We start from the raw sequence: 14,405 nt of genomic DNA on the forward strand, positions 1-14,405 counted from the left end.
CCGCTGGTGATCATGGTGCCGCTCTATCGCTATATGAACAAGCTCGGATTGCTCGATACTCTTATTGCCGGCAAGAAGATCGCGTGCCGCCTTTTCAAGGCCGGCCGGCAGCTCGATCGTCTGGTCGAGCTGCGTCCGCTCTCGGATCTGACCGCTGAGGTCGATCAGCACGGCTTCCGGGCAGGCCCCGCCCAGCCGGACGCCGATCGAGAAGGCGCCATCCGGATTGAGTGCAAATTCCGTGGACGAAGCCCCCTTGGCCGCATCCCTGCGCCGCCTGGATGTGATGAGGCCGTCATCGCTCAGCCGGCGCAATATATTGGTGATGCCCGGCCCGCTCAGTCCGGTCCGCTGTCCCAGTTCGAGCCTCGTCAACGGACCGTAGCGGCGAATGGCTTCGAGGATGACGCGGAAATTCCGATCGGCGATCTCAGTCGAGCGAAGGCCCACCTTCTTAGATGTCGCCGGCACGTTAGGTCCGACGCGCGCGCGCCCTTGCACATCTGACCGGGAGTGCCGCATGAACCCTCTTCTTCGTCACATTTCGACGCATGATAACACCGATGCCTTTTATCATCGGAACATCTCTTGTCGAGGCGGCAGCAAAAGGCTCACCGAAGGCTGATAGCCTTAGCGGCTAAGCCGGGCGCAATAGCGCCCAGCTTTGATAGCAAAGGAATCGTTCAGCTCGCAATTGCGAGCTTGTCCTGCGTCTTGGTTTCAAAATCGCTGGCGTCATGGCGCTCATGCAGTTGGCTTGAGGGCTCACCGGATACCCGGTTGACCATCCGCCCGCGTTTGACTGCCGGCCGTTCGAAGATTGCATCGGCCCAACGCTGGACATTCTTGTAGTCCTCGACCTGAAGGAACTCGGCCGCACCGTATTGCCAGCCCTTGACCAGGCCGCCATACCAGGGCCAAACGGCCATGTCGGCGATCGTATATTCCTTGCCGCTGAGATATTCGCTTTCGGCAAGGCGGCGATCGAGCACGTCGAGCTGGCGCTTCACCTCCATGGCAAAGCGGTCGATCGCATATTCGATCTTCGTCGGCGCATAGGCGTAGAAGTGGCCGAAGCCGCCGCCGAGATAAGGTGCGCTTCCCATCTGCCAGAACAGCCATGAAAAACATTCGGCGCGCACGGCGGGGTCGGTCGGCAGGAAGGCGCCGAATTTTTCGGCGAGATAGGTCAGGATGGAACCGGACTCGAAGACGCGAATCGGCGTCGGGCCGCTGCGATCCATCAGGGCCGGAATTTTTGAATTGGGATTGACCCCCACGAAGCCGCTTCCGAATTGATCACCCTCGCCGATCTTGATCAGCCAGGCGTCATATTCCGCGCCGCTGTGGCCGAGCGCCAGCAGCTCTTCCAGCATGATCGTGACTTTCACACCGTTCGGCGTTGCGAGCGAATAAAGCTGAAGAGGATGGCGGCCGACCGGCAGATCCTTGTCGTGGGTCGGTCCAGCGATCGGACGGTTGATATTCGCGAACTGGCCTCCATTCGCCTTGTTCCAAGTCCAGATTTTCGGCGGCGTATAGTCGGAAGAACCGGTCATGCTCAAACTCCTGATATTTGACAGGGACGTACAATCGATATCGCGTAGATAGGCTGTATGCACCTAGCAGAGGTAACGATGTTTTGTCAGGGGCGAGAATGCCACTTCACATAACAGTGAGACAATTATCGAAATGAGCGTTGAGATTTTCGGTGGCTGGATTGTCAAGGACGACAATGGGGCGCCTACGCCCTTGAGGACAGCAGACACCATTAGAGCGCATCATTTAGCGCAGTTGCGCGCTGCGGAAATGCTTGCGACAGAACAGAAAAAGGCCCGGAGGGAAACCGGGCCTTCTCCCTTTTCTGATCGGAGGTCAAATTCAGATCAGATTAGAAGCTACGCTCGAAGCGGAGGATACCAGCCCACTGATCTTCGTTGATCGAATCCCAGTTGGTGTAGGAAACTTCCGGCTCGATGAGCAGGTTCTTAACCGGGTTCCACTTCAGGTTCGTCGTAGCGGCGAAGATCTTCGAGTCGGTATAAGCGACCTGGAAGTTCCACTTCAGCTTTTCGTTGATCGGAACGCTTGCGCCGCCCCAAACTGCCCAGTCGCCCCAGCCGATACCGGAAGCGTCGCCGCCACCGTTCGCGCCAGCGTACTTGTTCAGCTTGTCGCCGTCCGTGTTCCAGCCGCCCATAACGAAGGCAGAGAAGACGCCGAAGTCGGCATCGACACGAGCCTTGATGGCGCCTTCTTCGACGATGGAGTCATAACCACCGACGACCTTGAAGGACCATGCGCCAGCCTTGTAGCCAGCACCGGCAACGACGTCCGGAGCGTAGTGATCCGAGCTGTCTTCGCCGTTGGAGCCGGTTGCGCCAACGCCAGAATTGGTGTCTTCGAGCGAGATCACAGCCGTGAAGCCGTTGCCGGCGTCGTAGTTGTAGGTGATCTGGTTCAGTTCGTACGGGCCGTCATAGACCACGTCGTCGTTGATGACGTCGCCGGCGTAACCGGTGAATACGTTGAACTGCGAATCTTCCTTACCGATGGTGAAACCACCGAGGCTGATGCTGCCGTGGAGGAAGTTGGTGCTCGTGGAGCCGCCTTCCTGCCAATCCCAACGCAGTTCCGTGTTGGTCTTCAGCGGACCATATTCGGTGTCGGTAGCCGTCTGAAGCTGCAGTTCAGCGCGGGTGTGCCAGAGCGTGCCACGAACGTCGTTCGGGTTGTAGGCGTTGTACCATTCACCTTCCGTACGAACCTTGCCGCCGATCTTGAGGCAGGTTTCGGTGCCCGGAATGAAGAAGTAGCCAGCGCCGTATGCGTCGCAGATGCGGACGTATTCGAGCGGCTCCGGTTCAGCAGCGACGACAGCGTCAGCCGCGTGAGCGCCGGAAACTGCTGCAAGCGCAGCAGCGGAGCCGAGAAGAAGGCTCTTGATGTTCATTTTGTCTCCAATCTGTGTGCCTGATCGGAACGACCCGGAGATTATCCGTTACGTTCATTCATCCGGCTGTTCCCTTTGAATCGAAAGTTCGTGAACTTCCGGGCGCACGATAGCCAGAGAAGCTCCGTCGCCAACACAATATTTTGATAAATCCATGGAAATACGCTGACATAAACCTGTCATAGATGCAGAAATGCATCATTAAATTAAGAATAACCGAATATATAACCCTAAATATGGCCGCAGAAATATTCAGAAACATACGCGCTGCACGTATAATAATGAATATTGTACTTATAATACTTATCGATAGCGCCCATATTGTAAGACGATATTATCATTTTCCCGTCGAGTTATTGCGCAAAATGAATCCTCAGGGCTGCAAAAGCGTCACCCCATATTGCCTCCATGGGTTGTCATGAATGAATGCTGCCACGACTGGTGCAGGCGCCAAGCGCTGAACTTGTCGGAAAACAAGCGGCAACCAATAAAGGGCGTCACAGCCCCCAGGCATAAGCGCAAGCTTACAAATAGCAGGAGGCACCAACTTTCGCCTGCCCTGGCCGCCGGGACATGGCGGGACTAAGCGCCAGGAATCTGGTCGATGAGGGAATTGGGTAAAAGCGTCCGGCATCTATGCGCGAGCCGGCAGAGGAAGGACCTCCGGCAGAGGTCCTTCCGGTAGGATTAATCGAGAATTTTGACAACCTTGCGCGTCTTCGGTTGGATGATGACACGCTGATGGTTGACGACGGCATAGGCGTAAGTCGGGTTATCCGGAACCGGCGTTACGACAACGGTCTCGGGGAGCGGCTGACCGACGACGACTCTTTCTTGCACGACGGCTTCAGCCGGAGGCATCGGCTGCTCTTGCACATAGGTGACAACCTTCTGTGGCGGCGGATCGATCGCGGTACCGACAATAGCGCCCGCAACACCACCGACTGCCGCACCCACCGGGCCACCGACAACTGCTCCGGTAACCGCGCCACCCGCGGCCCCAGTGACCGTCGAGGACTGCGCGAAGGCTGAACCAGTGAGAAGGCCGAAGGCGGCCGCTGCTGAAACGATGAGTTTCGTATTCATAGCATTCTCCTTTCCTTTTCGGCTCATGTGAGCTGGAAGGGGAATGACTACTGCATCCGAAAGTTCCTTTGCGGAGTTACCTGCAATTATCACAAGTTGCGCCACGGCGATAGAATTCGTGAGACGTCCGTCGGTGACGGCATCTGCGACTCTATTTGTTGTCATCATCCCCGGTCGCCAACGGGACGACCAGACCGAGCTTGACGTCTCGCAGGACAACATTGGTATGCATGCGTCGGATCTGCGGGTTTTCCGCCATGATCAGCGCAGCGATGTCGTCGTAGTGTTCGACGTCCCGAGCCGTGATGATGGCAATGAGATCAACTGCGCCCGTGACATAATAGACCTGCTGGATATGATCCTGCTTCTCCGCCCAAAGGCGGAACTTCGCAAGCGCATCGTAATTGTCCCGCTCGATTTCCATCCCGGTGATGAATACCATGGGGGTGCCGGTCGCCTTGCGGTCAACGACGGCGACTTCCGCTTTGATGATCCCCTCCTCGCGCAGGCGTTTCAGGCGCCGTTGCACGGCCGAGGTCGAAAGCCCCACCCTTTCGGCGATGGTTTCCGCCGTTAGCTGGCAATTGCGCTGGATGATCTCGAGAATATCGCGATCAAAGCGATCCAGTTTTTCCATCCTACCCCCAGACCGTAGTCGTGAATTGCCCGGCAATACCGGCATTCTGTCACATTTGATGCATATGAAACAAATTTCTGCATATATTATGCAAATCAATCAGAATTTGCGCGCAAAAACGGCACATATACGCGATATTCTCCGCAAATTATTTTTACTCGGAACCCCGTATGACAGAACCGCCTCTCCAAGCCCTTCATGTGGATGATCTTCACAAGAGCTTTGGTCCCCATGAAGTCCTCAAAGGCGTTTCGACGAAAGCCCAAAAAGGCGATGTGATTTCGATCATCGGTTCGTCAGGCTCCGGAAAGAGCACCTTTCTGCGCTGCATCAATTTGCTGGAAATACCGGATCGCGGCCGCATCGTCGTGAACGGCGAGGAAATCGCTTTAAAGCGCAGCCGTGGCGGCCAGGTGCAGCCGACGAACTGGCGGCAAGTCGAGCGGCTGCGCACCGGTCTCGGCATGGTCTTCCAAAGTTTCAATCTCTGGGCACACCGAACCGTACTCGAAAACATTATCGAAGCGCCGGTTCATGTCATGGGCGTTGCCCGCCGGGAGGCCGTCGAAAAGGCGGAAGCCTTGCTCGAAAAAGTCGGACTTTACGAAAAGCGCCACGCTTACCCCGCCTTCCTCTCCGGCGGTCAGCAGCAGCGAGCCGCTATTGCCCGGGCGCTTTGTGTCGATCCCGCCGTCATGTTGTTCGACGAGCCAACGTCAGCACTCGATCCCGAGCTGGTCGGCGAGGTGCTAAAGGTCATCCGCGACCTCGCGGAAGAGGGCCGAACCATGCTGCTCGTCACCCATGAGATGCGCTTTGCCCGTGACGTCTCCAGTCATGTTCTCTTTCTGCATCAAGGGCGGGTCGAGGAGGAGGGTCCGCCGCGGCAGATCTTCGATGCCCCCTTGAGTGCCCGCTGCCGGGAATTCACCGGCGCACTCAGCCACTGATCCCTCCCCGCTTTCACAAAACAACATCAGGAGAATCCACAGAATGAAACTGCCCTTGCTTCTTGCCGGCGCCATGCTTGCCGTTTCTGCCTTTACGGCTCAGGCCGACGTTCGTTTCGGCATTATGAACGAATCCTATCCGCCCTTCTTCGCCAAGGATGCCTCCGGTCAGTGGCAGGGCTGGGAAATCGACCTGATGAATGCCGTCTGCGATCAGATGAAGGAAAAATGCTCGATCGTCGAACTCTCCTGGGATGGCCTCATTCCAGCCCTGCAGAGCAAAAAGTTCGACGTGATCTGGTCATCGATGTCGAACACCGTGGAACGCTCGAAAATCATCGACTTCACCGATAAATATTACAACACGCCAAGCACCCTGATCGGCCCGAAAGACCAGAAGCCCGGCGCAACCGCCGACGATGTGAAGGGCAAGACCATCGGCATTCAGGTTTCAACCATTCAGTCCGACTACTTCAATAAGTACTTTGCCAAAGTCGCGGATCAGAAAACCTATCAGACCCTGGACGAGGCATTCCAGGATCTCGCCGCCGGCCGCATCGATTATGTTTTCGGCGATTCGCTGGCTCTTGATGCCTTCCTGAAGAGTGATGCCGGCAAGGATTGCTGCGCCAAGATGGGCGACGTCGCCGACGACAAGGAAATTCTCGGAGCTGGCGTTTCCGGCGGTCTTCGCAAGGAAGATACCGAGCTGAAAACCAAGCTCAATGCAGCGATCGCCGCGATCCGTGCCAGCGGCAAGTACGACGAAATCACCAAGAAGTATTTCGACTTCGACATCTACGGCGCAAAGTAAGCGATCTCGACGATGGCGGCCGCTCCACAAGGTATCTTCGACCTGCTCTCTCCGTATCCGCCCGGGTGGGGTGGTGTGCTGCTCGTGGGTGCGGCCTCCACGATCGCCATCTCCGCCGGCGCGTTTATAATCGGCCTCCTGCTCGGGGTCGGAGGCGCGCTTGGCAAGCTTTCCGGCAACAGGCCGCTCGGCCTGTTGCTCAATATTTATACGACAGCGGTCCGCGCCATTCCGGAATTGATTCTGATCGTCGGGCTCTACTATGCCGGAATGGATGGGCTGAACCGGCTCCTGGCCGCGTTCAACCTGCCTGCGATCGAAGTGAACGGCTTCGTCGTCGCCGTCGTCGTGCTCGGCATCGTGCAGGGCGCCTACATGACGGAAGTGCTGCGCGGCGCGATCCTCGCAATCCCCGCCGGTCAGATTGATGCGGCGAAGGCCTTCGGCATGGGGCCGATGCTGCGTTTCCGCCGCGTCATGCTGCCGGCACTCCTGCCGAATGCACTGCCGGGCCTTGCCAATCTGTGGATGTCGATCACCAAGGACAGCGCGCTGGTCGCCGTCGTCGGCTACCAGGAACTGGCGCTCGCCACGCGCCTCGCCGGCGCGAGCACCAAGCATTATTTCATCTTCTTCCTAGCCTCCGCCTTTCTCTACCTCGCCCTCACGCTCGCCTCCAATGTCGTCTTCAACCTGATCGAGCGCCATGTGCGGCGTGGTCAGCCGAAACCTGCCTGAGGAGCGAACGGCATGACCTTCTCATGGATAGCCTCCTATTGGCCGCTTCTTCTGGCAGGCGCTACGCAGACGGTGGCGCTGCTGGTGATCTCGGTCGTCTTCGGCTTCATCATCGCTATCGGCCTTGCCTTTGCGCAGGTGAGCGGCGGTCCGCTGACGCAACTTCTCGCCCGAAGCTACTGCACCTTCTTCCGCGGCACGCCTCTGCTCATCCAGCTCTGGCTTCTCTATTATGGCGTCGGTTCGCTATTGCCGATGATCCCCGGCATCCGTCAGAGCTTGTTCTGGCCGATCCTACGCGAGGGCTTCTTCTTTGCCGCCCTGAGCTTTACGCTGAACTATGCCGCCTACGAGGCGGAAGTGTTGCGAGGCGCATTGCTCGCAGTGCCGAAGGGGGAGTTGGAAGCAGGCCGTGCATTTGGGATGCGGCCCTTCACGCTGACCCGGCGCATCTGGCTGCCGCGCGCCATTCGCATCGCCTTACCGACGATCGGCGGCGAAATCGTTATGCAGCTCAAGGCGACACCGCTCGCCTTCACCGTCACGGTGATGGATCTCTACGCTGTCGCCAGCAAGGTGCGTCAGGACACGCTGCTGGTCTACGAGCCGCTGATCGTCGTTACCGTCTTCTATCTCATTCTCACCGCCATTATCGCACGAGCCTTCCGCCACTTGGAGGCGCAGGTGCCGGTGCGGCGCTAGCACGCAGGAAGGGTCGTGCCTTCGCGCAGACCCGACGCATTTACGGAGACCCTACCCATGAGCAAACTTCATATTCTCGATGGCGGCATGAGCCGCGAACTCCTGCGCCTCGGGGCCGAACTGAAGCAGCCGGAATGGTCAGCTTTAGCGCTGATCAATTCCCCAGACATCGTTCGAAAGGTCCATGAGGAATTCATCGCTGCCGGCTCTGATGTCGTCACCACCAACAGCTATGCCTTGGTACCCTTTCACATCGGCGAGGAACGGTTTCAGAAGAACGGTGCGTCGCTGATGAGTCTCTCGGGCCAATTGGCGCGCGAAGCCGCCGATGCCGTCAGCAACCGGGAAATTCTGGTTGCCGGTTCGCTGCCGCCGATCTTTGGCTCCTACGAGCCGCAGAACTTCGATCCTTCGCAGGTCCAGACCTATCTCAAGGTGCTGGTTGAAAATCTAGCGCCCTATGTGGACGTATGGCTTGGCGAGACCCTCAGCCTGATCGCCGAGGGAGAAGCCGTACGCACCGCGGTTGCCGCAACGGGGAAGCCATTCTGGATCTCGTTCACGCTGGCCGATGACGAGGCACAGGTCAAAGGCGGCGAACCGAAGCTGCGCTCCGGCGAACGGGTGGAAGATGCGGCGATCTGGGCGGTCTCGTCCGGCGCGAAGGCTCTCTTGTTCAACTGCAGCAAGCCGGAAGTGATGCAGGCGGCGGTCGAAACAGCGGCTCGCGTGTTCAAAGATAAAGGCTCTGCGCTCGAGATCGGCGTCTATGCCAATGCCTTTGAAGGCGAACAAGGTGATTCGGCCGCCAATGAGGGCCTCCACGATACCCGCGAGGATATGACCAGCGACACCTATTCGCGCTTCGCCTGCTCATGGGCGGAAGCTGGTGCGACCATGATCGGCGGCTGCTGCGGCATCGGAGCAGAGCATATCCACCGGCTGACAAGGGCGCTCCTGCGCTGAAACTAGCTGCGCAATGACCAGAATCAGCTCGTCATGCTCTATGATCCGACCGCAAGCGGCGACAAATTCACGCGGCGATGGAACAATTCGCCCCTGCGGATGTTGAATTGTCAGTTGGCAGGCGCGCGCACTGACCAACTGTCTCCAAGCCGAGCCCGTCGTTGGTAGCGCCCCTGCCAGCGGCGGGTTTTCTCAGGGCGCCCCCAGGCATTACCCGGAGCTGGAACCTGCGGTAGCCGGACAAAAGCCGTCATTCAAACATCCTAACCGGACGACATGGATCAGCGTCCTTGAGATATCGGGAACAGTCGCTGTTAAAACCGGTCGGCGCGCTTAGGTTTAGCTGGATATTCAGCCTTGAGTAGTATAAAATTAGCAAGCGGACAAGTTTCCCCGACGCTTGGGCGCGCTCAGTGAGCCGTTATGCGGTCTCCCGGCTCTACCTTGCCCCACAAGGTAGAGCCGCTTCTCTATTCCACGAGCAAGAATGCTGATGGCAATGGGACGCTCAGGTGGCTTTCAGCCGAAATAGCCTTCCAGATCGAAAACTATTCGAAGAAGTGCCGCCGTCCCTCGTCATCATTTCGCGGAAACCGCAACGTTTCAGCAATCACAGACGTCATGGTCAGCTATAAGCAGCATAGGCCGCAATGATCGCCGCAATTTGCTCGGAATCCAAAGCCTGTGCCTGGGTTGTCGTGATAGCGTATAGCTGTTCGCTGGAGAGCACGGAAATATCAGAGGTTGATAGTCCTTTTATGCCTCGGGTGCTGATGGCTTCGATTTGCTCGGTCGACAGCGCCTCGATATCCTTCGACGTCAGAGCGCCAATCTCCGCGGAGGTCAGGGCGGCGATCTGCGTGCTCGACAATGCACCGATCTGCGCCGTCGATAGCACCGCGACCTGACTGGTGGTCAGAGCCGCGATCGAGGCTGACGCCAGCGCGGCAATCTGCGTTGTGGAGAGTGCAGCCACGGCGACGGTGCTCAGAGCCGCAACCTGCTTCAGACTCAAGGCGCCCATCTGCGTCGAACTCAAGACGTCGATCTGCTTGGTCGTGAGTGCAGCGATCTGGCTGGATGTCAGTGCCGCGATCTGCGCCGTCTTCAAGGCGGCGATCGTGCTGGTGGTGAGCAACGCGACATTATCGGTGGAGAGCTTCGAAAGAGCGACCGAGCTGAGGGCTCCAATTTGGCTGCTCGACAGCGCCGCTATATCCTCCGTCGAAAGGGCACCAACCTCAGCGGCAGAGAGAGCGGCAATCTGCGTCGTCGTCAACGCACCGATCTGTGTCGTCGATAGCGCGGCAATCTCATCGGTAGTCAGCCCCGCGATCGAGGCGGACTTCAGCGCGGCAATTTGCGTGGTCGAGAGCGCGGCCACAGCGGCGGTGCTCAGAGCCGCAACCTGCTTCAGGCTCAAGGCGCTGATCTGTGTCGAACTCAAAACCTCGACCTGACCGGTCGTAAGCGCCGCGATCTGGCTGGATGTCAGCGCAGCGATCTGGGCCGTCTTCAAACCAGCGATCGTGCTGGTGGTGAGCAATGCGACATTACTGGTAGAGAGTTTCGACAGAGCGACCGAGCTGAGGGCTCCGATTTGGCTGCTCGACAGCGCTGCAATATCCGCCGACGAAAGAGCACTGGCCTCTGTGGCAGAGAGAGCCGCGATCTGCGTCGTCGTCAACGCACCGATCTGTGTTGTCGACAGCGCCGCGATCTGACTGGTGGTCAGGGCCGCGATGGAGGCTGACTTCAGTGAAGCGATTTGCGTGGTCGACAGTGCAGCCACGGCGACGGTGCTCAGAGACGCGACCTGCCTCAGGCTCAAGGCGCCCATCTGTGTCGAACTCAAAACGTCGATCTGACTGGTTGTGAGCGCAGCGATCTGGCTGGACGTCAACGCCGCGATCTGTGCCGTCTTCAAGGCGGCGATCGCGCTGGTGGTGAGCAACGCGACATTACTCGTCGTGAGCTTCGACAGCGCGGATGAGCTGATTGCCCCGATCTGGCTGCTCGACAGCGCCGCAATATCCGCCGAGGAAAGGGCGCCGACCTCTGTCGCAGAGAGAGCTGCGATCTGCGTGGTGGAGAGTGCAGCGATCTGCGTTGTCGACAGCGCCGCGATCTCACTCGTGGTCAGACCCACGATCGCAGCAGTCTTCAGCGCGGCAATTTGCGTGGTAGAGAGTGCAGCAACGGCGGCGGTGCTCAGAGATGCAACCTGCTTCAGGCTCAAGGCGCCGATCTGCGTCGAACTCAAGACGTCGACCTGATTGGTCGTAAGCGCAGCGATTTGGCTGGACGTCAGGGCCGCGATCTGCGCCGTCTTCAACGCGGCGATCGTGCTGGTGGTGAGCAATGCGACATTATCGGTGGAAAGCTTCGAGAGGGCGACGGAGCTGATGGCGCCGATCTGGCTGCTCGACAGTGTCGCGATATCCTCGGTCGAAAGGGCACTGACCTCTGTGGCAGAGAGAGCCGCGATCTGCGTCGTCGTCAATGCAGCGATCTGCGTCGTCGACAGCGCCGCAATCTCACTGGTAGTCAGACCCGCAATCGAGGCAGACTTCAGTGAAGCGATTTGTTCGGTCGAGAGTGCGGCCACAGCCTCGGTGCTTAGAGCCGCAACCTGCTTCAGACTCAAGGCGCCGATCTGTGTAGAACTCAAAACGTCGATCTGCTTGGTCGTGAGCGCAGCGATCTGGCTGGATGTCAGTGCCGCGATCTGCGCCGTCTTCAAGGCGGCGATCGTGCCGGTGCTGAGCAACGCGACATTATCGGTGGAGAGCTTTGACAGAGAGGACGAGCTGATGGCCCCGATTTGGCTGCTCGACAGCGCCGCAATATCCTCCGTCGAAAGGGCGCCGACCTCTGTCGCAGAGAGAGCGGCGATCTGCGTCGTCGTCAATGAACTGATCTGCGTCGTCGACAGCCCTGCGACCTGAGCGGTGGTCAGCGCCCTCACTTCGACCGTGGAGAGGCCTCCAATTTGGACCGATGAAAGAACCGCCAGTTGATCCAGCCCCAAACCCACAATGGCGCTCGGCGATATGGCCTTCATTTGTTTCGTCGAGAGAACAGCAATATCTTCCGTACTCAACACAGCGATCTGGGTTGATGTAAGCGCGTTGATTTGGCTAGTACCCATCGCCGCGACGTCGTCTGTGGTCAGAGCAGCGATCGTGGCGGTGGAGAGAGACCGGATTGCACTGGCGGACAGAGAAGAAATGATTGAAGTCATAAACGAGCGTTCCAAATGTTAGCTTGATCACGCCTTGCTTGTCCGCCCCATCAAGCCGCCACAGCGGCTTTCGGATAGTAGGCTGCGACGCTGGCAGAGGCGCAGGAATAAACGCGACTGCGAACTAGCTGACTGCTTTTAATTTCATGGTGCCCGCGCTACTCGCTAGGATGTTTCTTACAAGTATCCGTAGCAGTGGCACCTGATCCGAAGCTTGCGCGAAGCGCGGTCATCGATTGCGTGGTTCTCATGGAAGAACGCGGCACCGGGATCGCCAGCCCAGATCGGGGCTGGCGTTTTATTTCGCGACAGAGACAGCAGCCCGAAGGCCCGTGGGCGCTTTAGCTGCCTGTTACGGCTGCTTGCGAACTGACCCAACGACCAGTCGACCGGCGCTTCCGTCGGACAGTTTCACCTTCCCCCATCCGGACATGAGGTCCGGCGCTCTCGTGACCTCGGCCTGGCCTGTGCGACCGTCCGAGCATTTGACCGGAAGAGTGACTGTCGGGCGCCGATCCTTGGGATCGTAGGTGCCGGAACATTTCACAGAATGGCGCGACGATTGAACCGAGAAACGTCCGCCTTCGCGCGAGGCTATCGTGGAGCCTTTGAACGTCTCGCCAGAGTCCATTTTCGCTGAAACCGGAAGAACTATGTCGCCTTGTCCATGGCTCTGCGGCTTCAGCGGGGCCGAACCGGCGATCCTCAAGGCCTTCATGATGCTTGGAGCCATGAGGTGACCCTGGACAAACTGAACGTAATCCTCGTAGGGGATGGCTCCCTTCGCGTAAGCGGTGAGGACGCGGCGACAGAACTCAAGACGGACATTGGCCTCTGAAACGCCCATCAGTTTCGCAAGTTTCTGTTGCGCGTCCGGGTTGATGCCACCGTGGCTGCATGCCTGGATGTTCCAGTTGAGAACAGTGGCATCGCTCAGTTGATTTCGATCATATTCATACCCGCCCTTGGTCGTGACCGGTCCGGCGCTGGCGGATGCAGAAAGAGTCGCCACAGTGATAGCCACCAGAATCATAAGCTTTTTCATTCCGAACCTTTTCTCAAAGTATGCCTAGCGCGCGCATCGCTCTCGGATGAGATTTCAACGACGGGCAAAAACAGATATTTTAGAATTCGACGTTCCGGCCCCGACTTTGACCGTGGCCGCCACTATTCCTTTAAGTTGTTTCCATTTCAACTTGTTCTACCCATTTTATCCCCTTATGCGGGCATTAATTTTCGAAGTTAGATCGAGTTTTTCGGCTCATCGGAGACCACCACCCGGTCCAACCGCTGCGTCTGAGACGCTTTGAGCATCCAGGAGAGATCGACGCGCCATCATGATAAACGGGTAGGAAAGTTTGCTGCAGAACCATCGGCGACTGGACAAGCCCGCCGGATATAGGCAAACCGATATCATGTTCGCCACATCCTGACGCCCTCGATCAGGCGAAGATCAGAGGCGTCATATTTCGCGGAGTGCAAAATGACAAAACCGACCTATTTCGCGCCGAAGGGCGGCTCTCCGGCGCAGACTGACCTTCTGACCGGCCGTGCGGTCTTTACCGAAGCCTATGCTGTGATCCCCAAGGGTGTGATGATGGACATCGTCACCAGCTATTTGCCTTTCTGGAACGGAACACGCCTTTGGGTGCTCTCCCGCCCGCTCTCCGGCTTCGCGGAAACCTTCTCGCAGTACATCATGGAGGTCGCCCCAGGCGGCGGTAGCGAGCAGCCGGAATCGGATCCGCACGCCGAAGGAGTAATCTTCGTTTTGGAAGGAGAGGTGACGATCGAGTTGGGGGGAGACGTTCATGTGCTCCATCCCGGCGGCTACGCCTTCTTGCCACCCTCGAGCGGTTGGCAACTTCGCAATCACGGATCGGTCGCCACGCGATTCCACTGGATTCGCAAGGCCTATGAGACCGTTCCGGGCCTGGACGCACCAGAGCCAATTTTCACCAATGAGCAGGAAATTGCACCAACGCCAATGCCTGGGACTGAAGGGAAATGGGCAACCACCCGCTTCGTCGATCCACTAGACCTGCGCCATGACATGCACGTCACAATCGTTACCTTCGAACCCGGTGCCGTCATCCCGTTTGCGGAAACCCATGTGATGGAGCATGGTCTCTATGTACTCGAGGGCAAAGCCGTTTATCGGCTGAACCAGGATTGGGTCGAAGTCGAGGCCGGCGATTTCATGTGGCTACGCGCCTTCTGCCCACAGGCCTGCTATGCCGGAGGTCCGGGGAAATTCCGCTACCTGCTTTACAAGGACGTCAATCGCCATATGAAGCTGTCCCGATAACAAGGCT

Annotated in this window: 12 protein-coding genes and 1 pseudogene; 6 read left to right on the forward strand and 7 right to left on the reverse strand. The window is 58.1% G+C overall.

Annotated features, from left to right (window positions below; genetic code table 11):
• Positions 1-123: 123 nt before the first annotated feature.
• From NXC24_RS36065 to NXC24_RS32245, 5 genes and pseudogenes are all read right to left on the reverse strand, one after another.
• Positions 124-522 (reverse strand): annotated as a pseudogene (locus tag NXC24_RS36065) (winged helix-turn-helix domain-containing protein); the annotation flags it as partial.
• Between the two features lie 161 nt (positions 523-683).
• On the reverse strand, positions 684-1,559 hold the full coding sequence (yghU, locus tag NXC24_RS32230; protein WP_104827334.1) for a glutathione-dependent disulfide-bond oxidoreductase: 876 nt from the start codon (positions 1,557-1,559) through the stop codon (positions 684-686).
• A 332-nt stretch (positions 1,560-1,891) separates the two neighbouring features.
• The gene (locus tag NXC24_RS32235) at positions 1,892-2,953 is read right to left on the reverse strand and encodes a porin (protein WP_104827335.1); all 1,062 of its coding nucleotides are present in this window, start codon (positions 2,951-2,953) and stop codon (positions 1,892-1,894) included.
• Between the two features lie 687 nt (positions 2,954-3,640).
• Positions 3,641-4,039, reverse strand: a complete 399-nt coding sequence (locus NXC24_RS32240) for a DUF1236 domain-containing protein (protein ID WP_104827336.1) — start codon at positions 4,037-4,039, stop codon at positions 3,641-3,643.
• A gap of 151 nt (positions 4,040-4,190) precedes the next feature.
• A complete protein-coding gene (locus NXC24_RS32245; protein WP_104827337.1) occupies positions 4,191-4,676 on the reverse strand; it encodes an Lrp/AsnC family transcriptional regulator in 486 nt (161 codons plus the stop codon).
• Between the two features lie 170 nt (positions 4,677-4,846).
• Here NXC24_RS32245 and NXC24_RS32250 point away from each other — a divergent pair, with 170 nt between their 5' ends.
• From NXC24_RS32250 to NXC24_RS32270, 5 genes are read left to right on the forward strand one after another with little or no spacing between them, the layout of a single operon-like run.
• Entirely contained in the window at positions 4,847-5,626 is a 780-nt protein-coding gene (locus NXC24_RS32250) for an ATP-binding cassette domain-containing protein (RefSeq protein WP_104827338.1), read from the forward strand.
• Positions 5,627-5,669: 43 nt separating this feature from the next.
• Positions 5,670-6,440 (forward strand): transporter substrate-binding domain-containing protein, encoded by a 771-nt coding sequence (locus tag NXC24_RS32255; RefSeq protein ID WP_104827339.1) that lies wholly within the window; start codon positions 5,670-5,672, stop codon positions 6,438-6,440.
• Between the two features lie 12 nt (positions 6,441-6,452).
• A complete protein-coding gene (locus tag NXC24_RS32260; protein ID WP_104827340.1) occupies positions 6,453-7,178 on the forward strand; it encodes an ABC transporter permease subunit in 726 nt (241 codons plus the stop codon).
• Positions 7,179-7,190: 12 nt separating this feature from the next.
• Positions 7,191-7,880, forward strand: coding sequence for an ABC transporter permease (locus NXC24_RS32265; RefSeq protein WP_104827341.1), 690 nt, complete (start codon positions 7,191-7,193; stop codon positions 7,878-7,880).
• 57 nt (positions 7,881-7,937) lie between these two features.
• The gene (locus tag NXC24_RS32270; protein WP_104827342.1) at positions 7,938-8,846 is read left to right on the forward strand and encodes a homocysteine S-methyltransferase family protein; all 909 of its coding nucleotides are present in this window, start codon (positions 7,938-7,940) and stop codon (positions 8,844-8,846) included.
• Between the two features lie 625 nt (positions 8,847-9,471).
• On the opposite strand, the gene NXC24_RS32275 is transcribed toward NXC24_RS32270, so the two are convergent.
• Both NXC24_RS32275 and NXC24_RS32285 read right to left on the reverse strand, forming a co-directional pair.
• Complete coding sequence (locus NXC24_RS32275) at positions 9,472-12,090, reverse strand: hypothetical protein (RefSeq protein WP_158704604.1); 2,619 nt, start codon at positions 12,088-12,090, stop codon at positions 9,472-9,474.
• A 352-nt stretch (positions 12,091-12,442) separates the two neighbouring features.
• Entirely contained in the window at positions 12,443-13,135 is a 693-nt protein-coding gene (locus tag NXC24_RS32285; protein ID WP_104827345.1) for a hypothetical protein, read from the reverse strand.
• Between the two features lie 438 nt (positions 13,136-13,573).
• Here NXC24_RS32285 and NXC24_RS32290 point away from each other — a divergent pair, with 438 nt between their 5' ends.
• A complete protein-coding gene (locus NXC24_RS32290; RefSeq protein WP_104827346.1) occupies positions 13,574-14,398 on the forward strand; it encodes a bifunctional allantoicase/(S)-ureidoglycine aminohydrolase in 825 nt (274 codons plus the stop codon).
• The last annotated feature ends 7 nt before the right edge of the window (positions 14,399-14,405 follow it).

This window comes from Rhizobium sp. NXC24, assembly GCF_002944315.1.
Classification (GTDB): domain Bacteria; phylum Pseudomonadota; class Alphaproteobacteria; order Rhizobiales; family Rhizobiaceae; genus Rhizobium.